The 21,650-nt window shown below is 65.0% G+C and carries 19 protein-coding genes and 1 tRNA gene; 13 read left to right on the plus strand and 7 right to left on the minus strand.

Translation table 11 applies throughout. The features are described from left to right. Positions 1–42: 42 nt before the first annotated feature. Entirely contained in the window at positions 43–837 is a 795-nt protein-coding gene (trmJ, locus tag RSO68_RS14635; protein WP_315587121.1) for a tRNA (cytosine(32)/uridine(32)-2'-O)-methyltransferase TrmJ, read from the minus strand. A 145-nt stretch (positions 838–982) separates the two neighbouring features. Here trmJ and RSO68_RS14640 point away from each other — a divergent pair, with 145 nt between their 5' ends. Next, the gene (locus tag RSO68_RS14640; RefSeq protein WP_089850047.1) at positions 983–1,777 is read left to right on the plus strand and encodes an inositol monophosphatase family protein; all 795 of its coding nucleotides are present in this window, start codon (positions 983–985) and stop codon (positions 1,775–1,777) included. Positions 1,778–1,921: 144 nt separating this feature from the next. Here RSO68_RS14640 and RSO68_RS14645 read toward each other — a convergent pair whose 3' ends face one another. Further along, positions 1,922–2,809 carry a LysR family transcriptional regulator gene (locus tag RSO68_RS14645; RefSeq protein ID WP_315587122.1) on the minus strand — a complete coding sequence of 296 codons (888 nt, stop codon included), beginning with the start codon at positions 2,807–2,809 and terminating at the stop codon, positions 1,922–1,924. 115 nt (positions 2,810–2,924) lie between these two features. Between RSO68_RS14645 and trpB the strand changes: the two genes are divergently transcribed. Beyond that, a complete protein-coding gene (trpB, locus tag RSO68_RS14650; protein WP_315587123.1) occupies positions 2,925–4,160 on the plus strand; it encodes a tryptophan synthase subunit beta in 1,236 nt (411 codons plus the stop codon). 11 nt (positions 4,161–4,171) lie between these two features. Continuing rightward, entirely contained in the window at positions 4,172–5,011 is an 840-nt protein-coding gene (gene trpA, locus RSO68_RS14655) for a tryptophan synthase subunit alpha (protein ID WP_315587124.1), read from the plus strand. Positions 5,012–5,092: 81 nt separating this feature from the next. Here the strand turns inward: trpA and secF are convergent, their stop codons facing one another. The 5 genes from secF to queA form a co-directional block, all read right to left on the minus strand. Further along, a complete protein-coding gene (gene secF, locus RSO68_RS14660) occupies positions 5,093–6,016 on the minus strand; it encodes a protein translocase subunit SecF (protein ID WP_089850039.1) in 924 nt (307 codons plus the stop codon). A gap of 9 nt (positions 6,017–6,025) precedes the next feature. Next, positions 6,026–7,876, minus strand: coding sequence for a protein translocase subunit SecD (gene secD / locus RSO68_RS14665; RefSeq protein WP_089850037.1), 1,851 nt, complete (start codon positions 7,874–7,876; stop codon positions 6,026–6,028). 158 nt (positions 7,877–8,034) lie between these two features. Further along, the gene (gene yajC, locus RSO68_RS14670; RefSeq protein ID WP_089850035.1) at positions 8,035–8,370 is read right to left on the minus strand and encodes a preprotein translocase subunit YajC; all 336 of its coding nucleotides are present in this window, start codon (positions 8,368–8,370) and stop codon (positions 8,035–8,037) included. Between the two features lie 63 nt (positions 8,371–8,433). After that, positions 8,434–9,552, minus strand: coding sequence for a tRNA guanosine(34) transglycosylase Tgt (tgt, locus tag RSO68_RS14675; RefSeq protein ID WP_217641058.1), 1,119 nt, complete (start codon positions 9,550–9,552; stop codon positions 8,434–8,436). 117 nt (positions 9,553–9,669) lie between these two features. Then, a complete protein-coding gene (gene queA, locus RSO68_RS14680) occupies positions 9,670–10,707 on the minus strand; it encodes a tRNA preQ1(34) S-adenosylmethionine ribosyltransferase-isomerase QueA (RefSeq protein ID WP_315587125.1) in 1,038 nt (345 codons plus the stop codon). A gap of 141 nt (positions 10,708–10,848) precedes the next feature. Here queA and RSO68_RS14685 point away from each other — a divergent pair. The 10 genes from RSO68_RS14685 (at position 10,849) to RSO68_RS14725 (ending at position 21,392) form a co-directional block, all read left to right on the plus strand. After that, positions 10,849–10,935 (plus strand) — tRNA-Leu (locus RSO68_RS14685). Between the two features lie 100 nt (positions 10,936–11,035). Then, the gene (locus RSO68_RS14690) at positions 11,036–12,316 is read left to right on the plus strand and encodes a tyrosine-type recombinase/integrase (RefSeq protein ID WP_315587126.1); all 1,281 of its coding nucleotides are present in this window, start codon (positions 11,036–11,038) and stop codon (positions 12,314–12,316) included. Positions 12,317–12,412: 96 nt separating this feature from the next. Next, positions 12,413–13,135 (plus strand): hypothetical protein, encoded by a 723-nt coding sequence (locus tag RSO68_RS14695; RefSeq protein WP_315587127.1) that lies wholly within the window; start codon positions 12,413–12,415, stop codon positions 13,133–13,135. 136 nt (positions 13,136–13,271) lie between these two features. Then, positions 13,272–13,529: a helix-turn-helix transcriptional regulator gene (locus RSO68_RS14700; RefSeq protein WP_315587128.1), complete on the plus strand. Its 258-nt coding sequence runs from the start codon at positions 13,272–13,274 to the stop codon at positions 13,527–13,529. Between the two features lie 172 nt (positions 13,530–13,701). Further along, positions 13,702–14,580, plus strand: a complete 879-nt coding sequence (locus RSO68_RS14705) for a toprim domain-containing protein (protein WP_315587129.1) — start codon at positions 13,702–13,704, stop codon at positions 14,578–14,580. Then, the gene (locus tag RSO68_RS14710; protein ID WP_315587130.1) at positions 14,577–16,541 is read left to right on the plus strand and encodes a DUF927 domain-containing protein; all 1,965 of its coding nucleotides are present in this window, start codon (positions 14,577–14,579) and stop codon (positions 16,539–16,541) included. Before RSO68_RS14705 ends, RSO68_RS14710 begins: the two co-directional genes overlap by 4 nt. Then, on the plus strand, positions 16,538–17,110 hold the full coding sequence (locus RSO68_RS14715; protein ID WP_315587131.1) for a hypothetical protein: 573 nt from the start codon (positions 16,538–16,540) through the stop codon (positions 17,108–17,110). Before RSO68_RS14710 ends, RSO68_RS14715 begins: the two co-directional genes overlap by 4 nt. Positions 17,111–17,368: 258 nt before the next feature. Continuing rightward, the gene (locus RSO68_RS15905) at positions 17,369–17,683 is read left to right on the plus strand and encodes an HGGxSTG domain-containing protein (protein ID WP_390882416.1); all 315 of its coding nucleotides are present in this window, start codon (positions 17,369–17,371) and stop codon (positions 17,681–17,683) included. A gap of 371 nt (positions 17,684–18,054) precedes the next feature. Next, entirely contained in the window at positions 18,055–20,034 is a 1,980-nt protein-coding gene (locus RSO68_RS14720; RefSeq protein ID WP_315587132.1) for a type I restriction-modification system subunit M, read from the plus strand. Continuing rightward, positions 20,031–21,392 carry a hypothetical protein gene (locus tag RSO68_RS14725; RefSeq protein ID WP_315587133.1) on the plus strand — a complete coding sequence of 454 codons (1,362 nt, stop codon included), beginning with the start codon at positions 20,031–20,033 and terminating at the stop codon, positions 21,390–21,392. Before RSO68_RS14720 ends, RSO68_RS14725 begins: the two co-directional genes overlap by 4 nt. Positions 21,393–21,650: the final 258 nt, after the last annotated feature.

Genomic DNA, 21,650 nt, shown 5'->3' on the forward strand with positions numbered 1-21,650 from the left:
TTCATAGTGGGGGCGCGCCGCGCCGGCTTCAAGGCGCGCGGGTCACTGCCCCGGTGAAACGTCGCCCGAGGCGTCATCGCCCGTTGAAGCGTCGCTCGGGGAGCGCTCGGCCTGCTGTTCGGTGGCGGTGAGGATGCCGCGCAGGATGTTGAGCTCCATGCGCTCGGGGCGGGCCCGCAGGGTGAAGCGGCGCAGCCGGGCCATCAGCTGGCGCGGCATGGCCGGGTCGTGGAAGCCGATGCCGATCAGGGTGCGCTCGAGGTGCGCAAAGTAGCGCTCGAGCTCCTCGTGGCTGGCCAGCGGCGCAGTCACCGCTTCGGCCGGCTCGCTCGCCTCCTGCTGGCCGAGCCAGGCCTGGCGGCACTCGTAGGCCAGTACCTGCACCGCGGCGGCCAGGTTCAGCGAGCTGAAGTCGGGGTTGGTGGGGATATGCACATGGGCATGGCAGCGCTGCAGCTCGGCGTTGGTCAGGCCGCTGTCCTCGCGGCCGAAGACCAGCGCCACGCGGGCCGCCGGGTCGGCGAGCTCCGCGGGCAGCCGCTCGCCCAGGGCCCGGGGCGTGGTCATCGGCCAGGGCAGGGTGCGCGAGCGGGCACTGGCGCCGACCACCAGGGTGCAATCGGAGACCGCCTGCTCGAGGCTCTCGACCGTGCGCGCCGCGTGGACGATATGGTCGGCGCCCGAGGCGCGCGAGACGGTGTCGGCGGTGAGCGGCTCGCAGCGCGGCGCCACCAGGGCCAGGTCGCCAAGCCCCATGTTGTGCATGGCGCGGGCGGTGCCGCCGATGTTGCCGGGGTGGCTGGTGCCGATCAGGACGATGCGGATGCGCTCGAGCATGGTGGGGGCCTGTGGATCCTGGGAAAAACGGGGAACGGCGATTCTAGCATGGCGGCCGGTCGCCACGAATGGCGCATCCGATGCGCTTCTGCTAGGATTCGCGCCGTTCCGTTCTTTAACACCACCGACTCCCCAAGGCCCGATCATGCATCCGATGGTCCAATTCGCCCTGCGTGCCGCACGCAGTGCCGGCGAACAATTCCTGCGCATCCGCGAGCGAATCGAGAACTCCCACCAGGAGCCCAGCCTCGACCGCCTGCTCGAGGACGCCGCCCGCAATGCCGAGACGCTGATCGTTCGTCAGCTCGCCCGCGGCTATCCGCAACACGGCGTCCAGGGACGCTTCACTCCCCATCGCGCCGGCGAGGGCGAAGGCGCCGACACCCTCTGGAAGATCGAACCCTTCCACGGCTACTCCGATCTCAGCGTTGCCGCTCCCGGCTTCGCCATGTCGGTGGTGTGTCTCGTCAAGGGCCGCCCGGAGCACGCGGTGGTGATCTGTCCCTTCAGCGACGACGAGTACCTGGCCAGCCGCGGTCGCGGTGCCCAGCTCAACGGCAAGCGCCTGCGCGTGACCAAGCCCACCGCCGTGACCGGCACTCGCGTCGCCATGAGCCTGCCCGAGACCTGGCTGCGTCCGCGCTATCTGCCCTCCTACCTGACCCTGGTCCAGCAGCTCGGCCCGCAGGTCGAGCAGCAGCGCGCCTCTGGCAGCGGCCTGCTCGACATGGCCGACCTGGCCGCCGGTCGGGCGGATTCCGCCTTCGTGCTGGGCCTCGAGGAGCAGGACCTGCACGTCGGCTCGCTGCTGCTCAAGGAGAGTGGCGCGCTGATGGGTACGCCCGACGGCCAGCCCAGCGTCGAGGTCGAGGGGCGCCTGATGGCCGCCGGCCCGCGCCTCTACAAGGCCCTGGTGCAGCAGCTCAAGCCGCACTTCTGAGCGACGACCTTGGCGAATGACGAGACGCCCCCACGGCCCTGCCGTGGGGGCGTCTTGCATTGTGAGAAGGGCCGCCATCGTGAGAAGGGCCGCCATCGTGACAAGAGCAACCGCCCCCGTTGCTGGCGACTCGCTGTCGGCGTGTCAGGCGCAGGAGCGGTCCAGTTCCTGTATCAGCCACCCGGTGAGCCTCTCGATGTCCCGCCGTGGCGGGCCCGGCGGCAGCCACAGGCCGAGCCGGGCCGGCGTCTCGATGAAGCCCCAGGGCGCGATCAGCCGCCCGGTGCGCAGGTCCTCCTCCACCAGGTAGGACGGCGCGATGGCCACACCCAGGCCCACCAGGGCCGCCTCGAGCATGTAGTGAAGGTGCTCGAACGACTGGTCATGGCGCATCGTGGCGGGATCCAGACCCTTGGCCGCAAACCACTGCGACCAGGCCTGTGGGCGCGACTGGGTATGCAGCATCGGCAGCGTCGTCATCTCACAGGCCGCGGGATCGGGCAGGTCTAGACGTTGCGGTGCCAGCACCGGCCCCATGCGCTCCGGCGCCAGCTCGACCACCCGCACGTCGTCGGGCCAGGGCGGCTCGGCGAAGCGCAGCACGGCGTCCACGTCGGTGCCGAGCCGGCCGGCCACCTCCTCGTCGGCGGTGAGGTGCAGGTTCAGTTCCGGGCACTGCGCCTTCAGGCGGTCCAGCCGGGGGATGAACCAGCGAGCGAGGAAGCTGCCGGGGCAGCCGAGCACCAGCGGTGCCTGTGAGGCGCGCCGGCGCAGCTGGGTGCAGGCCTGACCGAGCCGCTCGAAGGCCTGTGAGGTCGAGGCACGCAGCAGCTCGCCTTCCTGGGTCAGCATCAGGCCGCGGCCGTGGCGCCGGAACAGCGTCACCCCGAGCTGCGCCTCGAGCTGCTTGAGCTGTCGGCTGACTGCGCCGTGGGTCACATGGAGGGCCTCGGCGGCGCGGGTGACGCTCAGCGTGCGGGCCGTCTCGTCGAAGGCGCGCAGGGCGTTCAGCGAGGGCAGTCGATCACTCAAGGCGGGCTCCTGACATGTCAGCTTTTCTCACAGATTAGCGCGCAATGATCGCTTATCACAGGGCCGCGGCTCGCTTTATCGTGATGGCCAACCTCACCAGTCAGGAGTCGTCACCATGGGTCTGCCGCACCCGACCGCCGAACTCTCCCCCGATGCTAACGGTTTCTTCGGTCGCTTCGGTGGCCGCTTCGTCGCCGAAACCCTGATGCCGCTGATCCTCGAGCTTCAGGCGGCCTACGCGTCGGCGAAGCAGGATCCCGATTTCCACGCCGAGCTGGAGGCACTGCACCGCGACTATATCGGGCGAGCGAGCCCGCTCTATTTCGCCGAGCGGCTGACCGAGCAGCTGGGTGGCGCTCGCATCTACCTCAAGCGCGAAGACCTGATGCATACCGGCGCGCACAAGATCAACAACTGCATCGGTCAGGTGCTGCTCGCCCGGCGCATGGGCAAGAAGCGCATCATCGCCGAGACCGGGGCCGGCATGCACGGCGTGGCCACCGCCACCGTGGCTGCCCGCTTCGGCCTGGAATGCATCATCTACATGGGCAGCACCGACATCGACCGCCAGCTGGTCAACGTGCAGCGCATGAAGCTGCTGGGCGCCAAGGTGATCCCGGTGACCAGCGGCACCGGCACCCTGAAGGACGCGATGAACGATGCCCTGCGCGACTGGGTGACCAACGTGGCGGACACCTTTTACATCATCGGCACCGTGGCCGGTCCCCATCCCTATCCGGCCATGGTGCGCGACTTCCAGTCGGTGATCGGCCGCGAGGTGCGCGAGCAGATGCCCGAGAAGGAAGGCCGGCTGCCGGACTCCCTTGTGGCCTGCATCGGCGGCGGCTCCAACGCCATGGGGCTGTTCCATCCGTTCCTCGAGGACGAGGGCGTGCGCCTGATCGGCGTGGAGGCCGCCGGTGAGGGGCTGGACACCGGCAAGCACGCCGCCAGCCTGCAGGGCGGCAGCCCCGGCGTGCTGCACGGCAATCGGACCTTCCTGCTGCAGTCCGCCGCGGGTCAGATCACCGACGCGCACTCCATCTCGGCGGGGCTCGACTACCCGGGCATCGGCCCCGAGCACGCCTGGTTGCACGAGACCGGTCGCGCCGAGTACGTCGCGGTGACCGATGATGAGGCGCTGGACGCCTTCAAGGCGCTGTGCCGTCTGGAGGGCATCATCCCGGCCCTGGAGACCGCCCACGCCATCGCCCATGCGATCAAGCTGGCGCCGACGCTGCCGGAGGACCACCTGATGGTGCTGAACCTGAGCGGACGGGGCGACAAGGACATGGCCACCGTCACCGAACACCTGGCCGATGAGCTGGCCGACGACGCCCCGGCAGAATGAGGAGAGAGGCGATGACCCAACGCCACGACCGTATTGCACGCCGCTTCAATGAACTCAAGGCCGCCGATCGCGCCGGCCTCGTCACCTTCATCAGCGCCGGCGATCCCGACTACGCCACCAGCCTCGAGACCCTGCTGGCCCTGCCCGAGGCGGGCGCCGACGTGATCGAGCTGGGCATGCCGTTCACCGACCCCATGGCGGACGGTCCGTCCATCCAGGCCTCCACGCTGCGTGCCCTCAAGGGGGGGCAGGACATGCGCAAGACGCTTGCCATGGTGCGGGCGCTGCGCGAGCGCGATGACGCGACGCCGGTGGTGCTGATGGGCTACTACAACCCCATCTACTGCATGGGCGTCGAGGCCTTCCTGACCGAGGCCTTTGATGCCGGCGTGGACGGGCTGATCGTGGTCGACCTGCCGCCTGAGCACGATGCGGAGCTGTGCTTGCCGACCCGGGCCCACGGCCTCGACTTCATTCGCCTGGCGACGCCGACCACCGACGCGCAGCGCCTGCCGCTGGTGCTTGAGAACACCTCGGGCTTCCTTTACTACGTCTCAAGCACCGGCGTGACCGGCGCCGCCGCGCCGTCCGCCGAGCGCGTGGCGCAGGAAGTCGAGGCCATCCGCGCGCGCACCGCGCTGCCGATCGGCGTCGGCTTCGGCATCCGCACCCCGGAGCAGGCCGAGCGCATCGCCCGCTTCGCCGATGCGGTGGTGGTGGGCTCGGCGCTGACCGACAGCGTCGCCCAGGCCGAGAGCCCCGCCGAGGCCTCGCGCAGCGTGCTCGAGCTGACCCGCTCGCTTTCCGCGGCGGTGCGCCGGGCCCGGGAGACGGCACCCGCCGAGGCGTGATTCGAGGCGCTTGCCTCACCTTGCACCGAAAAAAAGCCACCCCGAGGGGTGGCTTTTTGGTGGGCGCGAGAAGGGCCGCCGTCAGGGCAGCTCTTCGGCCTCCGGGTCCTCCTTCTTCGCCGGGATCAGATCCTCGCGCGAGAGCTTCAGCGGCAGCAGCAGGGCCGCGGAGACGTAGATGGAGGAGAAGGTACCGACCACCACGCCGAGGATCAGCGCCACCGCGAAGTAGTGGATCATGTCGCCGCCGAGGATCACCAGCGCCAGCAGCACCAGCAGGGTAGTGCCCGAGGTCGCCAGGGTGCGCGACAGGGTCTGGTTGATGGACTCGTTGAAGATGGTCGGCATGTCATCGATCTGCGACTTACGGATGTTCTCGCGGATGCGGTCATAGACCACGATGGTGTCGTTGAGCGAGTAGCCGATCACCGCCAGCACCGCCGCCAGTACCGTGAGGTCGAACTCGAAGCCGAACAGCGCGAAGGCGCCGATCACGATGATCACGTCGTGGAGCAGTGCCAGCAGGGCGCCGAGGGCGAACTTGTACTGGAAGCGCGCCGCGACGTAGAGCATCACGATGCCCAGCGCCACCAGCATGCCCATGCCGCTCTGGTCGCGCAGCTGATCGCCCACCTGGGCGCCGACGAACTCGGCGCGTACCAGCGAGACGTCATGGCCCGAGTCCTGCAGCAGGGTCACGATCTGGTCGCCGACGCCGGCCTCGAAGGCCTGCTGCAGGCGGATCAGCACCTCGGTGGAGGCGCCGAAGGTCTGCACCGCGACGTCCTGGAAACCTGCGCCCTCGAGCGCCTGGCGCACGGTTTCCAGCGCCGGCGCGCTTGAGAAGCGCACCTCGACCAGGGTGCCGCCGGTGAAGTCGAGGCCCAGGTTGAGGCCTAGCGTCAGCATCGCGACTACCGCGGCCAGCAGCATCGCCACCGAGACCCCGAAGGCGATCCGACGCTTGCCCATGAAGTCGAACTGTCGTTGTGTCAGGGATTTCATAGGCACCTCTTAAATCCAGAGCTTCTTGATGGGCTTGCCGCCGTAGCACAGGTTGACCATCGCGCGGGTCACCATCAGGGCGGTGAACAGCGAGGTCAGGATGCCCAGCGAGAGCGTCACGGCGAAGCCCTTGACCGGCCCGGTGCCGATCGAGAACAGGATCAGCGCCACCAGCAGGGTGGTGATGTTGGCATCGACGATCGAGGTGAAGGCGCGCTGGTAGCCGGCGTGGATCGCCTGCTGCACCGAGAGCCCCGTGCGCAGTTCCTCACGGATGCGCTCGAAGATCAGCACGTTGGCGTCCACCGCCATGCCCAGGGTCAGCACGATGCCGGCGATGCCGGGCAGCGTCAGGGTAGCCCCGAGCAGCGACATGGCGGCCACCAGCAGGGTCAGGTTGAGCGCCAGGGCGACGTTGGCGAAGACCCCGAAGACCTTGTAGCGCGCCAGCATGAAGAGCACCACCAAGAGCAGGCCGATCTGCACCGAGAGCACGCCGCGCTCGATGTTCTCGGCGCCGAGGCTCGGCCCGATGGTGCGTTCCTGGGCGAAGTAGATCGGCGCGGCCAGCGAGCCGGAACGCAGCAGCAGGGCCAGCTCGGCCGCCTCGGTGGGCGAGTCGAGCCCGGTGATGCGGAAGCTGTTGCCCAGCGCGCTCTGGATGGTGGCCAGGCTGATGATGCCGCGCTCGGTGTAGGGCGTGCGCTCCACGACCTCCTCGCCGTCGACCATGCGGGTGGTCTCGCGGGTCTTGTGCTCGATGAACAGCACCGCCATGTTGCGGCCGATGTTGGTGCGGGTGGCGCGGTTCATCAGCGTGCCGCCGGTGCCGTCGAGGTCGATATTGACCTGAGGGCGACCGTTCTCGTCGAAGCTGTGGTTGGCGTTGGAAACGCTGTCGCCGGTGATGATCACGTCGCGCATCAGGTCGGCGCGGCGGCCCTCACTGTTGCGGAACGGGAAGGACTCGGTCTCGTTGTCCGGGGTGTCCGGGCGCGCCTCGAGGCGGAACTCGAGGTTGGCGGTGGCGCCGACGATGCGCTTGGCGGCCACGGTGTCCTGCACGCCGGGCAGTTCCACCACGATGCGGTCCGGCCCCTGGCGCTGCACCAGCGGTTCGGCCACGCCCAGCTCATTCACCCGGTTGCGCAGGGTGGTGAGGTTCTGGTTGATGGCGTAGTCCTGGAGCTCGTCCACGGCCTGGTCGTTCATGGTCATCACCAGGCGCGCGCCGCGATCGTCTCCCTCGCTCGAGTAGCTGAACTCGGGGAACTCCCGGCCGATCAGGCCGCGCGCCTCGTCACGATCCTCCGCGTTGGCGAAGGCCATGGAGACGGTGCGCCCCTCGATCTGGGTGTCGCGGTAGCGGATCCGCTCTTCGCGCAGCTGCTCGCGCATGGCGCTGGCGTTGACCTCCAGGCGCTGCTCCAGGGCGGCGTCCATGTCGACCTCGAGCAGGAAGTGCACGCCGCCGCGCAGGTCGAGGCCCAGGGTCATGGGCGAGGCGGAGAGCGACTGCAGCCATTCGGGGGTCGATTCGGCCAGGTTCAGCGCCACCACGTAGTCGTTGCCGAGCATCTCGGCGATGCGGTCGCGGGCCCTGATCTGGTCGTCGGCGTTGTCGAGGCGGATCAGCACGCGATTGGCGTCGCGCTCGGCCTCGGTGATCTCGATGCCGGCCTCGTCGAGGTCGTCGCGGATGCGCTCGAGCTGGCGCTCATCGATGGTGGCGTCGCCCCGCTCGCTGCTGATCTGGACTGCCGGATCCTCGGGGAAGAGGTTGGGAAGGGAGTAGACCAGGCCGGCGAGGAGGACGATGAGTATCAGCAGATACTTCCACAGGGGGTAACGGTTGAGCATGGGGCCCTGTCCTCAGGTTGCGGACGTTGGAGGCTGACGAGGCGGGCCGGGCGGGCAATGAAGGAGGGAGCCGGTCGCGCGGCTCCTGCCGCACCGGCCGCAGGGCGGCCCCCGTCACGGCCGGGGGTGGTCGGCGACGGGGGCGAAGGGCGCCCGGGTCAGATGGACTTGATGGTGCCCTTGGGCAGGACGTTGGCCACGGCATTCTTCTGCACGTTGACCTCGGTGCCGTCGGCGATTTCCATGCTCAGGAACTCGCTTTCGTCGCTCACCTTGGTGATGCGGCCCAGCATGCCGCCGCCGATGACGATCTCGTCACCCTTGGAGAGGTTGCCGATCAGCTGCTTGTGCTGCTTGGCACGCTTGGCCTGGGGACGCCACAGCAGGAAGTAGAAGATGGCCACGAAGCCGACCAGCATGACGATCTGGGCGATGCCCCCACCGGGGGCGGCCGCGTCCTGGGCCATGGCCGGGGAAATGAAGAAGTCCAGCATGTATGACGATCTCCTGAGTGATGAATAGAGGCATGAATGACCGGCCGGCGGGCCGGTCATGGGTCAATTCGGTGCGGGAGGAACCGGCAGGCCGCGCTGCGTATAGAAGCCTTCCACGAAGTTCGCCAATGTACCCGCTTCGATGGCACCGCGCAAACCGGCCATCAGGCGCTGATAGTGGCGCAGGTTGTGGATGGTATTGAGCATCGAACCGAGCATTTCACCGCAGCGATCGAGGTGGTGCAGGTAGCTGCGCGAGAAGTTCTGGCAGGTGTAGCAGTCGCAGCCTTCTTCCAGCGGCCCGGTGTCATAGCGATGCTTGGCGTTGCGGATCTTGACCGTGCCCTCGGCGGTGAAGAGATGGCCGTTACGCGCGTTGCGGGTGGGCATCACGCAGTCGAACATGTCGACGCCACGGCGTACGCCCTCCACCAGGTCCTCGGGCTTGCCCACGCCCATCAGGTAGCGCGGGGTGTCCTCCGGCATCCAGGTCGGCAGGTAGTCGAGCACCTTGATCATCTCCTCCTTGGGCTCGCCGACGGAGAGGCCGCCGATGGCCAGGCCATCGAAGCCGATCTCTAAAAGGCCCTTGAGCGAGGCCTCGCGAAGCTCCGGGTACATGCCGCCCTGGATGATGCCGAACAGCGCCGAGGGCGAGTCGCCATGGGCCTCGCGAGAGCGCTTCGCCCAGCGCAGCGAGCGCTGCATGGAGAGCTCGGCTTCCTTCTCGGTGGCGGGGTAGGGCGTGCACTCGTCGAAGATCATCACCACGTCGGAGCCCAGCGAGCGCTGCACGGCCATGGACTCCTCGGGGCCCATGAACACCTTGGCGCCGTCCACCGGCGAGCGGAAGTGCACGCCCTGCTCGGTGATCTTGCGCATGGCGCCCAGCGAGAACACCTGGAAGCCGCCAGAGTCGGTGAGGATGGGCTTGTCCCACTGGGCGAAGTCGTGCAGGTCGCCGTGGGCCTCGATCACCTCGGTGCCGGGGCGCAGCCAGAGGTGGAAGGTGTTGCCGAGGATGATCTCGGCGCCGATCTCCTTGACCGACTCGGGCGTCATGCCCTTGACGGTGCCGTAGGTGCCCACCGGCATGAAGGCCGGGGTTTCCACCGTGCCCCGCGGGAAGGTCAGGCGGCCGCGCCGGGCCCGACCGTCGCTGGCCAGGCGCTCGAATGTCATGAAGCTTTCTTTACGCATGGGGAGTCTCGCTTGCCTCGAAGGGCCCCGTGCCGGCGGCACGCGGGACCCGGGTGTCAGGGCGGTCCAAAAAAGGGCGATCGGGCGAGGGCGTGTGGCTCAGCGCGCGCGCTCGAGGAACATGGCATCGCCGTAGCTGAAGAAGGCGTAGCCTTCTGCCACCGCCTCCCGGTAGGCCGCCATCGTCGTGTCATAGCCGGCGAAGGACGACACCAGCATCAGCAGGGTCGATTCCGGCAGGTGGAAGTTGGTCACCAGGGCGTCGACCACCCGCCATTCATAGCCGGGATAGATGAAGATGTCGGTCTCGCCGCTGTAGGGGGCGATCTCGCCGTCGGCGCTCTTCAGGCAGGCCGATTCCAGGCAGCGCACGCTGGTGGTGCCCACGGCGATCACCCGGCGGCCCGCGGCGCGGGCGCGGCGCACCTGCTCGCAGGCCGTCTCGCTCACCTCGATCCACTCGCTGTGCATATGGTGCTCGCGGATATCGTCGGCGCGCACTGGCTGGAAGGTGCCGGCGCCCACGTGCAGGGTGACGTAGGCGCTCTCCACGCCCTTCTCGGCCAGGGCCGCCAGCAGCGGTTCGTCGAAGTGCAGCCCGGCGGTGGGCGCGGCCACCGCGCCGTCGCGACGCGCGTAGACGGTCTGGTAACGCTCGCGGTCGGCCAGTTCGTCCTCGCGGGTGATGTAGGGTGGCAGCGGCATGTGGCCGTGGGCCTCGAGCAGCGCGATCAGCGGCGTCTCGCCTAAAAAGCGCAGCTCGAATAGGGCGTCCTGGCGGCCCTCCACCACGGCGCGGATATCGCCCTCAAAGATGATTTCGGTGCCGGGCTTCGGCGACTTGCTCGAACGCAGGTGCGCCAGGCCGCGGTGGGCATCCAGCGGGCGCTCGAGCAGCATCTCCACCTTGCCGCCGCTGGCCTTGTGGCCGTGCAGGCGCGCGGGTATCACCCGGGTGTCGTTGAACACCAGCAGGTCGCCGGGCTCGAGCAGCTCGACCAGGTCGGGGAAGCGGCGGTGGGCGAGGGATCCGCTCTCGTCATCGACGCACAGCAGGCGGCAGTCGCTGCGCTGTTCGGAGGGATAGCGCGCGATCAGCGCCTCGGGAAGCTCGTAGTGAAAGTCGGCACGCTGCATGAGACGTTTCGGTCCGGATGAGGGGCGTGATGGGCGGCTCGCGGGGAGCCGCGCAAAGCCCGCTAGGATACCGTCTCGACGCGATGAAGTCAGCCGGCCGATTGACCTGCCCCGGCGCCCACGTATAATGCCCCTCGCGTTGCCGGCGTGGCGGAATTGGTAGACGCAGCGGATTCAAAATCCGCCGGGGGCAACCTCTTGTCGGTTCGAGTCCGACCGCCGGTACCAGTAAATACAGCTACTTACCCTTCCTTCCTTGTAGCTTTGCGTGGCATAGACTAGCTTCCAATAACATACCCTATGTTGGTAAGGATGTTGGTAAGCCGCCATGCCCAAGAAAGCCCGTCCTCTATCCGCCCTTGAGGTGAAGCGCCTCACCACCCCAGGCTTTCATGCCGTTGGCGACGTGGCCGGCTTGCTGCTGCGTGTTGATAAGAGCGGCGCCCGGTCGTGGATACTGCGCTACACCACCGGCGAGACTCGCCTGGCTACAAGCGGCAAGCCCTACAAGGTGCGCCGGGATCATGGCCTAGGCGGCTATCCCGATACATCGCTGGCGCTAGCCCGCGAAAAGGCCCGCAAGGTTCGTGAGAAGCTGGCCGAAGGCATCGACCCCCTGGCAGAGCGTAAGGCCGCCAAGCAAGCGCGGCTGGCGGCTGAGCTGGCGCGCCTGACCTTCAAGGAGGCCGCCGAGGCCGTCATTAAGGTGAAGCAAGCCGAGGCCAGCAACCCGAAGCACGGCGCCCAATGGCGCCAGAGCCTGGAGGCCTACGCCTTACCAACATTGGGTGCCATGAGCGTGGCCGATATTGAGCTGGTCCACGTCAAGCAAGCCCTTGAGCCTATTTGGCAGAGCAAGCCCACCACCGCCGCCCGCGTGCGCCAGCGTATCGAGTCCGTGTTGTCTTGGGCGACTGCCCACGGACATCGTGCCGGCCCCAACCCGGCGGCATGGAAAGGCAATCTTGATGCGGCGCTGCCGGCGCCAGCCAAGATCAAGAAGAAGGCCCACCATCGCGCCATGCCCATTGATGAGATGCCGGCGTTCTGGGTGCGGCTGAGCGAGCGTGACGATATGCCGGCCAAGGCGTTGGCGTTCACCATCCTGACGGGCAGCCGGTCCGGCGAGGTGCTGGGCGCCCGCTGGGAGGAGATCGACATGGCCGGGGCGGTTTGGACGGTACCACCGGAAAGGATGAAGGGCCGCCGCGAGCATCGTGTACCGCTGTCGCCTGCTGCCGTCGAACTGCTGCGATCACTGCCCCGGTCCGAGGAGGGGCTGGTATTCACCCGCGACGGCGGGCGCAAACTGTCCGACCGGGCGATGACCGACCTACTGGACGTCATGGGCGAGAAGGAGCGGGCGACCGTCCACGGCATGAGGTCCACGCTTCGCGACTGGCTGAGCGAGCGCACGTCTACCCCGCACGATGTTTCCGAGATGATCCTGGCCCACGCTATCGGCAACCAAGCCGAGGCCGCATATCGCCGGGGCGACCTGCTGCCCAAGCGTGCCCGCGTGATGAAGCAATGGGCAGCCTTCCTGGCCACCACCCCCAGCGCCAGCGGCAAAAAGGTAACGACGATCCGCAAGGCCACCACCGAATGACCGATTTGGCCGGCTAGGCCCGTACACCCGAAAACGCGGCGACTCCACCGCGCCCGCCGGCCAATCTTCCATGGAGTGAGCGCGAGGAGAAGCGCAATGGCAATTTCGCCATGGCACTTACTGAGTGTTATCCGATGTGATGATGCAGCTGCATTGCTCGCCGACTTTGATCCTGCAGTTCGCACTGTTGACAGTTACACAGGCCGCTTATATGACGAGTGGCGGCGGGTCTTGGTAGAGGAAGCGCAAGCAGGTCACCTTCGTCCAGTTAAAGTGCTCGTTGGGGATGAGCTAGAGCCGTGCTCAGAGGTTTTAGATCCCCAACCAATGTTCTTTTCATGGCGGGAGGTTTCGCCTGATGAGGATGATTGGCGCCAACAGTCCTTTGAAGGCATAAGCTTAAGCTTCGAGCGTGCGGAGCTATATCGTTGGCTCAAAAAATCAATGCCTGAAGCCGAGATACCTGAGGCGTTGCGCGACGTGTCGTGGACTGAACCTCAGGTTCTCGACCAAGCTCAACGGCGATTTAGTGAAGCGGAGGAGCATGATACTGATGATTTCAGTAGAAGTATTGAGTCTCAGCAGTCATTTTCTGCACATGAGTCAGAAGGGCTGCGCTACGTGAAGGAAGCGATAGAACAGTTCTGGGATACCTATGATCCTGATGACCTAAGCACAGTGCCCAGCAAAAGAGAGGTGGTTGAACATCTGCAAAAGCAAGGTGCAACCAAGAACCTGGCTATGGCTGCTGACCTCGTGTGTAGACCTCGGAAATTACAGAAATCGGGCTTGAAGCAAAACCGTATGCCCATACGATGAAATACTTGTAAATCAATTGTTTGCATTCGTGTGAGTATGCGATAAGTGCCGCCTATCTACCCATGCGGAAGGCTTGATCACCCATACGAATGCCACGCCATGCTGCCCGTGAATTCACAGAGCGAGGCAGTGCCACATGGCAATTCCCACCCGAGCCGCCACCACCGGCGACTACGACACCACTGCACCGGAGCCGCGTGGCGCCAGCAATGCTTGGCGTCTCTGGTTCTCCGTCAAGCAACTAGCCCGCCGCTACGGCACCCATGAGGCCACCATTTGGCGCTGGTCACGTGAGGGCCGCTTTCCCGCGCCAGTGAAGCTGGCCGGCAACCTCACTCGCTGGTCACTTCACGACGTTGAGAGCTGGGAGCAAGCCCAGCGGGAGCGGACGTGATGTTCGAGCTCTCAAGCCTACTGGCTGGCGCTTGGCGCTGGATTACTCGACAAGGTGGACGAAGCGTTCGCCGCAAACCCGGGGAGGGCGAGCAATGACTCCCTCAAATCAAAAGTCTCGCCCCACTGAGAAGAGCTGGCCCCGTATTGAAGTGCCGCCGAAAGCGCCCCCTATGCATAGGAGCATCGAGGCCGCACTGGCTGAGGCGTTGGCCCGGCATGGCGTGACGCTGGCGCCCAGGGCGTCAGGGCGGTTCGAGCGGTTTGACGCGCCCGACAAGCCCAAGGGCAACGGCAATGGTTGGTATCGCATCCATTCGCCCCAGGCGGCGAGCTTTGGCATTTGGCATCTGGACGTTTCCGAGGTGGTGACGCTTAACGGCGCCAGTAACCCTGAAGCCGTGGCTCAGGCCAGGCTGGAGGCTATACGAGATCGCGACCGCCGCGATCGAGAACGCCAGCAGTGTGAAGCCCAGGCCGCCGAGAAGGCCCGGCGCTGGTGGTCCGAGGCCGCTCCCGGCGATCCGGCCCACCCCTGGCTGGCTCGCAAGAGGCTACCGGCCCACGACTTGCGCCAGCGCGGCAAGATGCTGCTGATGCCCATGTATGTCGAGGGCGAGCTGGTCAATCTGGAGCGTATCTTTCCCAACGGTAGCAAGCGCACCCTGGCGGGAGGCCGTGTAAGGGGCGTGGCGAGCCTGATCGGCCGCCTGACCAGCACTTGTCGCGTGCTGGTGGCCGAAGGCTGGTCAACGGCCGCTGCGCTCCACGAGGTCATGGGCTGCCCGGTCGTAGTCGCTCGAAACGCCGACAACCTGGCCTCGGTCGCCCGTCGCCTGCGCCAGCGGCTCCCCGAGGTGGACATCACCATCTGCGGTGATGATGACCGCCATCTGCCGGCCCAGGGGCTCACCAACAAGGGGGAAGTCGCTGCTCGCCATGCTGCCCTGGCTATCGGCGCCACGCTGCTGATGCCGAGCTTCTGCGAGGGCTGCGAGGGCTGTACCGACTTTGCCGACGTGCGCCTGTGCCGTCTGGGAGCTGGCCGATGAATGACTGCTCCGATACAGACACCCTGAGCATCTTCGGCGAGGCTGGCGCAGTCTTTGACAATCCTGCCTCTACCGACGGCCAGGGAACCGGGGGAACTCAGGGAACCTCCCAGGCCAAGTCTATGCAGAACAGTATCTTGGGTGGTGAGCTGCCGGTGCTCCCGGAGCAGACCCACGAGGGAACCCAGGGAGCCGGCAGCGCCTCGCTGGGTCAGGAGGTTGACCCGCGCCAGGGGGAGCCGCTCCCAGCTAAGGTGCAGCGCCCAGGCTTCGCCAACCACTACGCCGACTTCGTACTAAAGGATGGCAAGAGGCGCCCTGCAGGACTGTGGTGGCACGGCACCAAGCAGCGGGGTGGCGAACTGGTCAACGAGGATGTGCGCATTGCCGACCCCATAGAGGTGATAGCGATCAGCCGTGACGAGCATGGCGGCAATTTTGGCCGGAAGCTGCGCTTCGTCAACGCCGAGGGGCAGACCTGCGAGCGTGTCCTGCCGATGCGCCTGCTGAGTGAAGGTGGGGCAGATCTTCGCCGCGAGCTGCTGGACATGGGGCATACCCACAGCCTGAAGCACCGCGCCAAGCTGGCCGACTTCATCATGGAGAGTACCCCGCAGGCACGTATCGTCGCCGCCACCACCACCGGCTGGCACGACAATGCCCGCGCCTTCGTGCTGCCCCATCGAACGCTGGGCAATCAGGATTTCAGCTTCAGCGCCGAGGCAATGCGCGCCACCTACTTCGAGGCGCGAGGTAGTCTGGACGGCTGGCGGCAGGAGGTCGCCGGTCGCGCCCAGGGCAACCCCATCTTGATCTTCTGCTTGTGCGTGGCGCTGGCGGGGCCGCTGATCTGGCCGGCGAAGCAGCAGGCAGCTGGCGGACTCGGCTTTAACCTGCGCGGCGCCTCCAGCAAGGGTAAGACCACCGGGCTGCAGGCGGCGGCAAGTGTCTGGGGAAGCCCGCAGTTCCTTCGCCCCTGGAGCGCCACCGGCAATGGCATCGAGGCGTTGGCCGCCAGCCAGAACGACACCTGCATGGTGCTCGACGAGCTGAGCCAAGCGAGCCCGTTCGAGGCCGGCAGCATGGTCTACATGGTGGCCAATGGCGTCGGCAAGCAGCGGGCTGCCCGCACGGGCGGAATCCGCGAGTCTCAGCGTTGGAGGTCGATGTTGCTGTCCAGTGGCGAGCGCACCCTGGCTTCCCACTTGAGCGAGGCAGGTAAGACGACTAAGGCGGGGCAGGATGCCCGGCTCCTCGACATACCCGCCACTGGACGCCTCCATGGTGCATTCGATGATCCTCACGGCATGGCTCCCAGCGACTTCGCCAACGCGATCAAGACCGCCACGGCAGAGCACTACGGGCACGCCGGCATGGCGTTTATCGACCACCTGCTGAGGTGTGGGCACGATCTTCCCGGCCTTTATCGCGACCTGATGCTAGATCCGGCCTTCAGCGCTGAGACCGATGGCGTGGCCAGTCGCGCCGCTGGCGCCTTCGGTCTGCTGGCCATGGCCGGCGAGTTGGCCACCGAGGCGGGTATCACTGGTTGGCACGAGGGTGAGGCGCTAGAGGCGGTGATTACCTGCTTCGCGCTGTGGAAGTCCGAGCGCGGCAGTCTGCCGCCGGAAGATGCCGCGATCCTCGACGGCGTCAACGAGTTCATCCAGCGCCACGGCGACGCCCGCTTCGCTCCCCTGCGCTCCAGTGACAGCGACCCCAAGCGGACCAATGACCGCGCCGGGTTCTGGTGCGATACACAGGATGGTCGCGTCTTCTACTTCAACAGCGCCGCTTTGCGCGAAGCAGCCAAAGGGTACGACATCCGCACGATTACCGCTGCGCTCGATATTGCCGGCTGGCTCTACGAGAAGGAAACCGGCAAGCGTTCAGTCAACAAGAAGGTGCAGGGCAGCACGCAACGGCTGATTGCTGTGCTACCCCAGGAGGTCGAGCAATGAGCCTTCGTGATCTACTGCGGCGCCGGCAGGGATTGGCGGCTCCCCCGGTTCCCTGTCCCCCGGCAGACCAAGGAACCGAAAAATCGCCTGAAAATCAGCAGGGTTCCCTCTGTTCCCTGGGCTCCCTGGCAAATGCCAGGGAAAGGATTCGGCAGGAGGTGGAGCTGGACGATGTTTACCGCGCCTTCGGTGGGATACATCGGGACACCGCCTGTCACGAAGGTATCCCGCCGCAAACCCTCATGGTTGAACAGTTGGGGCCCGTGGGACACCACAAAAAGCAGGTAGGGCAAGGCGAGGCAGGCTCGGCACATGAGGTCGAGACGCTGCTGGCCGCTCTGGCTGATGCTGGCCGCGACCTTGGGCCGGCACTGGCGCATCGCCTACGCGAAACGCTGTTGCCTCTGAGTCGGCAGGTACGGGCTGAACTGATCGCGGTTATAGATGATGCCTTCGAGGTGGCTCCCGACGTGGAGGCCGCCTGCAGGCATGCCCATCGCCTGCTTGATGACCCTGCTGCCGTGGAGGCTGCCAAGGCGGTTTGGCCAGCCTACCCTGATCCACCCTGACAACGAAGCCTTGGCGCCAGCAGAAAGCCACGTTGAGTCGACATGGCTGGCATTACCCAGCGCCGTGAACTGCTGCCGGGTGATCCAGCTACGCGATACGCCATCTGTCCCAACGGCCCGGAGATGAAGCCATGCCACTGGCGCGGTGCCCGTCTGATGATTTTGCCTCTCCTGCAAGAAGGCCGTCCGGTTTTATCTGAGTAGCCCACAAGTGACGGCCGGCGCGGTTTTTCTACTTCACCACGCGAGGAGTCCAGCATGACCACCGATAACCAAGCCGAACTTCGTAAGCGATACCGGGCATGGACCAGAGCCATAGCCAGGGGTGAGCGCCGTCCCTTCCCGCAGGAATGCCGCGGCCTGCGCTGTGGTGCCAGAACGAGGGCTGGGACACCTTGTAAGCGCCGTGATCTTTTCAGCTCCGGTCGCTGCCGGCTTCATGGTGGGCTATCGACGGGCCCGAAGTCTGGGCCTAGAGCGAAACGCCCTGAGCCACCTACACCAGAAACTCCCTTTGATCCGATGGATGATCCAGAATTTCGGGACTTCATTGAGCGTTTGTGTCGCTGCTGACGAGGCGTGACCTACCGAACTAAACCCCATGAGTAGTCAGCAATAGTAAGTTTTTTGGAAAGCGGCAGGCAGAACCTCCCCTCGATGGGAGCCCCTGTATGCACCTCGTTGAGCCCTCCATGGCAAAGGTTCTTCCTGCATGCTTAGGGTGCCGCGAGCTACGTGACGACCGTGGTCGAGGACTTCCGGCGACACCCTGCCTCCAGCATGGACGCGCCGCTCGCGCCCTGCTGTAAGTGATCTACGACAGTCGATGTTATCTCTAGGCCTTGGCGCCACGGCGTACCTGCTCCCTTGCCCCTCATTCCGCCTCGCTGTGTATGATGGTGGCCATCAGTTTTCACCAGATTCAGCATAGGCGGAGAAGCACCTTGAACACGGACAGTCACTCTCAGACGGCGGCCTTCATCTGGTCGGTCGCGGATCTGCTGCGCGGCGATTTCAAGCAGTCCCAGTATGGGCGGGTGATCCTGCCGTTCACCCTGCTGCGGCGCCTGGAGTGCGTGCTGGCGCCGACCAAGGCAGCGGTGCTGGCCGGGGCCCAGGAGCACCAGAACAAGCCCGAGGCGGTGCGAGAGAAGCTCCTGCTGCGCACGGCCGAACAGCAGTTCTTCAATGCCTCGCCGCTGACGCTGGGCACCCTGTCGGACACCCAGACCGCCGACGACCTGATGAGCTACGTGCAGGCGTTCAGCCAGGACGCCCGCGAGATCTTCGATCACTTCCACTTCGAGGACTTCGTCCAGCAGCTGGCCGCCAACGACCTGCTCTACCAGGTGGTGCAGCGGGTCGCCAGCATCGACCTGAGCCCGGCCACGATCAGCAATTACGGCATGGGGGTGATCTTCGAGGAACTGATCCGCAAGTTCGCCGAGAGCTCTAACGAGACCGCCGGGGAGCACTTCACGCCCCGTGACATTGTGCACCTGACCACCTCGCTGGTGCTGACCGGCCAGGACGAGACCCTGCGCCCGCACCGCATCGCCACCGTCTATGACCCCACGGCGGGCACCGGCGGCTTCCTCTCCGAGAGCGACGAGTACATCCAGCAGGTCAGCGACCAGGTCACGGTATCGCTGCACGGCCAGGAGCTGAACCCGGAGTCCTACGCCATCTGCAAGGCCGACATGCTGATCAAGGGCCAGGACGTGGCCCAGATCAAGCTCGGCAACACCCTTTCCGACGACCAGCTGCCCGCCGAGCGCTTCGACTTCATGCTCGCCAACCCGCCGTTCGGGGTCGAGTGGAAGAAGGTCCAGAAGCAGGTCACCGACGAGCACAAGCAGAAGGGCTACGACGGCCGTTTCGGCCCCGGCCTGCCGCGCGTCTCCGATGGGTCGCTGCTGTTCCTGATGCACCTGGTCAGCAAGATGCGCAGCCCGAAGGACGGCGGCTCGCGGATCGGCATCATCCTCAACGGCTCGCCGCTGTTCACCGGCGGGGCCGGCAGCGGCGAGTCCGAGATCCGCCGCTACCTGCTGCAGCACGATCTGGTCGAGGCGATCGTCGCCCTGCCCACGGACATGTTCTACAACACCGGCATCGCCACCTACGTGTGGGTGCTCTCCAACCACAAGCCGGCCGAGCGGCGGGGCAAGGTGCAGCTGATCAACGCCACCGCGCGCTACACCAAGATGCGCAAGTCTTTGGGCAGCAAGCGCCAGTACGTGACCGACCGCGACATCGACGAAATCGTGCGGTGCTACGGCGCCTTCCAGGAGACCGAGGAAAGCAAGATCTTCCCGGTGGAGGCCTTCGGCTACCGGCGCATCACCGTCGAGCGCCCGCTGCGCCTCAACTTCCAGGCGAGCCCCGAGCGCCTAGCCAAGCTTGACGACGAGAAGTCCCTTCAGAAGCTGCCGGAAGCCGACAGGGAAGCGATCCGGGCCGCCTGCGCCACCCTGGATGCCGAGCGCCGTTACACCAACCGGGACGCCTTCACGAAGGACCTGAAGGCCGCGCTCAAGCCCACCGGCCTCAAGGTCGGCGCCCCGGTCCTCAAGGCCCTCCTCAGCGCGCTTTCCGATCGTGATCCCGAGGCCGACATCTGCACCGACAAGAAGGGCAACCCGGAGCCCGACAGCGGCCTGCGCGACAATGAGAACGTGCCGCTGGACGAGTCGGTATTCGACTACTTTGAGCGCGAGGTGAAGCCTCACGTGCCCGACGCCTGGATCGACGAGGACAAGCGCGACGAGCTGGACGGCCGTATCGGCATTGTCGGCTTCGAGATCCCCTTCAACCGGCATTTCTACACCTTCGAGCCGCCGCGCTCGCTGGAGGCCATCGACGCCGACCTCAAGGCCTGCACCGACCGGATCAAGGCGATGATCGAGGAGCTGTCGGCATGAGTTTCCCCGCGTATCCCGAATACAAGGACTCCGGCGTCGAGTGGCTTGGAGAGGTGCCTACGCATTGGGATCTCGCCCGTTCAGATGCTTACATTAGCTCTGAATCCGAGTCGATTTCGGCAGACCGTCTCGATGGGAAAGAAGTATTCCACTACTCGATACCAGTCGTTCAAGAAACTGGCGACGGTCAATTTGAAGATGGGGATGAAATAGAGAGCTCGAAGCTTGTCGTATCTAGGAAGCAAGTGCTCTTTTCCAAGCTAAATCCTCGGAAGGGCACCGTATGTTTAGCATGCCCCCGCAGCACCCTGACTGTCTGTTCAGGTGAGTTTGTTCCTCTTTTTTCGAGAAAGATTAGCCACGAATACTTGCTCTATTTAGTGAGAACGACCAACTTCAGGTTCCGTATTGAATCGATGGTTGAATCCGCCACAAGGAGTCATCAGCGTGCGTCACCCTCTGACATAGCTAAGTTTCGCTGGGCGTTTCCGCCAAAGGAAGAGCAGGCCACCATCGCCGCCTTCCTCGACCACGAGACCGACCGCATCGACGCCCTGGTGGAAGAGCAGCAACGCCTGATCGCGCTGCTCAAGGAGAAACGCCAGGCGGTAATCTCCCATGCCGTGACCAAGGGCCTCGATCCCGACGTGCCGATGAAGGACTCCGGCGTCGAGTGGCTGGGCGAGGTGCCGGCGCATTGGGAGGTGCTTCGCTTAAAGCGGATTTCGCCAGAGATAACGGTTGGAATTGTCGTAGAGCCATCTAAGTACTATGTCGATGATGGTGTGCCTGCTCTTCGGTCTTTGAATGTTCGCCCTGGAGAAATCTCAGACGAGCAGATGGTTTACATCTCTCCAGAGTCAAATGAGGTGTTGGCGAAGTCAAAGCTGTATGAAGGTGATCTAGTTGCCGTCCGTTCGGGGCAGCCGGGGACAACTGCTGTCGTGCCTAAAGGGCTGGATGGCTGTAATTGCATCGATTTGATTGTGATCAGGAAGCCTACAGCTGGATGTGAAAAGTTCCTGTGCTGGTTCTTAGCTTCAGATTGTGCCGTGAGACAGTTTTCAGAAGGATCTGGAGGCGCAATTCAGCAGCACTTTAACATTTCTACTGCTGCAAACATTATTGTTAGCACGCCAAGTGAAGCTGAGCAGAAGAGAATAGCTGAATACCTCGATAGAGAAACATCAAAGATCGACGAGCTGATTGCCACTGCTGAATCAACTTCTGAGCTACTTTCTGAACGCCGCTCCGCCCTGATCTCTGCCGCGGTTACCGGCAAGATCGATGTGAGGGGCTGGACGCCTCCGGCCAATTCGGCACCAACCCAGCAGGAAGCCCGCATGGAGGCAGTATGACCCAAGGACGCAGCATCCGGCTCTTCCTGGTTGACGGCACGCCCAATGGTCCAATTGCACACGGCAAAAACCATCCCGAGATTTAGTTGATTTGAATTTCTGTTTAAGAGGGCGGTTTATGCTGCTAGAAAGATTTAGGCTTTTGCTTGCATTAGCTTTTTTGGTTGTTCCGGCTTCAGTTGGCGGTCTCAAGTTCCAAGTGCAACGCTATTGAAGGGTGCTCGGACCGGCGACGGATTTCTTGAGCACCTCGGCGTA

Origin of the sequence: Halomonas saccharevitans (genome assembly GCF_032333995.1) — a bacterium.
GTDB classification, from domain to species: Bacteria; Pseudomonadota; Gammaproteobacteria; order Pseudomonadales; family Halomonadaceae; genus Halomonas; species Halomonas saccharevitans.

Coding starts and splice junctions, on each gene's coding strand:
- trpB (WP_315587123.1), top strand. CDS start 2,925: ATGGGTCTGCCGCACCCGACCGCCGAACTCTCCCCCGATGCTAACGGT.
- RSO68_RS14715 (WP_315587131.1), top strand. CDS start 16,538: ATGAGCCTTCGTGATCTACTGCGGCGCCGGCAGGGATTGGCGGCTCCC.
- RSO68_RS14725 (WP_315587133.1), top strand. CDS start 20,031: ATGAGTTTCCCCGCGTATCCCGAATACAAGGACTCCGGCGTCGAGTGG.
- trmJ (WP_315587121.1), bottom strand. CDS start 837: ATGCTCGAGCGCATCCGCATCGTCCTGATCGGCACCAGCCACCCCGGC.
- RSO68_RS14640 (WP_089850047.1), top strand. CDS start 983: ATGCATCCGATGGTCCAATTCGCCCTGCGTGCCGCACGCAGTGCCGGC.
- RSO68_RS14705 (WP_315587129.1), top strand. CDS start 13,702: ATGCATAGGAGCATCGAGGCCGCACTGGCTGAGGCGTTGGCCCGGCAT.
- secD (WP_089850037.1), bottom strand. CDS start 7,876: ATGCTCAACCGTTACCCCCTGTGGAAGTATCTGCTGATACTCATCGTC.
- tgt (WP_217641058.1), bottom strand. CDS start 9,552: ATGACATTCGAGCGCCTGGCCAGCGACGGTCGGGCCCGGCGCGGCCGC.
- RSO68_RS14700 (WP_315587128.1), top strand. CDS start 13,272: ATGGCAATTCCCACCCGAGCCGCCACCACCGGCGACTACGACACCACT.
- RSO68_RS14695 (WP_315587127.1), top strand. CDS start 12,413: ATGGCAATTTCGCCATGGCACTTACTGAGTGTTATCCGATGTGATGAT.
- queA (WP_315587125.1), bottom strand. CDS start 10,707: ATGCAGCGTGCCGACTTTCACTACGAGCTTCCCGAGGCGCTGATCGCG.
- trpA (WP_315587124.1), top strand. CDS start 4,172: ATGACCCAACGCCACGACCGTATTGCACGCCGCTTCAATGAACTCAAG.
- RSO68_RS15905 (WP_390882416.1), top strand. CDS start 17,369: ATGACCACCGATAACCAAGCCGAACTTCGTAAGCGATACCGGGCATGG.
- secF (WP_089850039.1), bottom strand. CDS start 6,016: ATGAAATCCCTGACACAACGACAGTTCGACTTCATGGGCAAGCGTCGG.
- RSO68_RS14710 (WP_315587130.1), top strand. CDS start 14,577: ATGAATGACTGCTCCGATACAGACACCCTGAGCATCTTCGGCGAGGCT.
- RSO68_RS14690 (WP_315587126.1), top strand. CDS start 11,036: ATGCCCAAGAAAGCCCGTCCTCTATCCGCCCTTGAGGTGAAGCGCCTC.
- yajC (WP_089850035.1), bottom strand. CDS start 8,370: ATGCTGGACTTCTTCATTTCCCCGGCCATGGCCCAGGACGCGGCCGCC.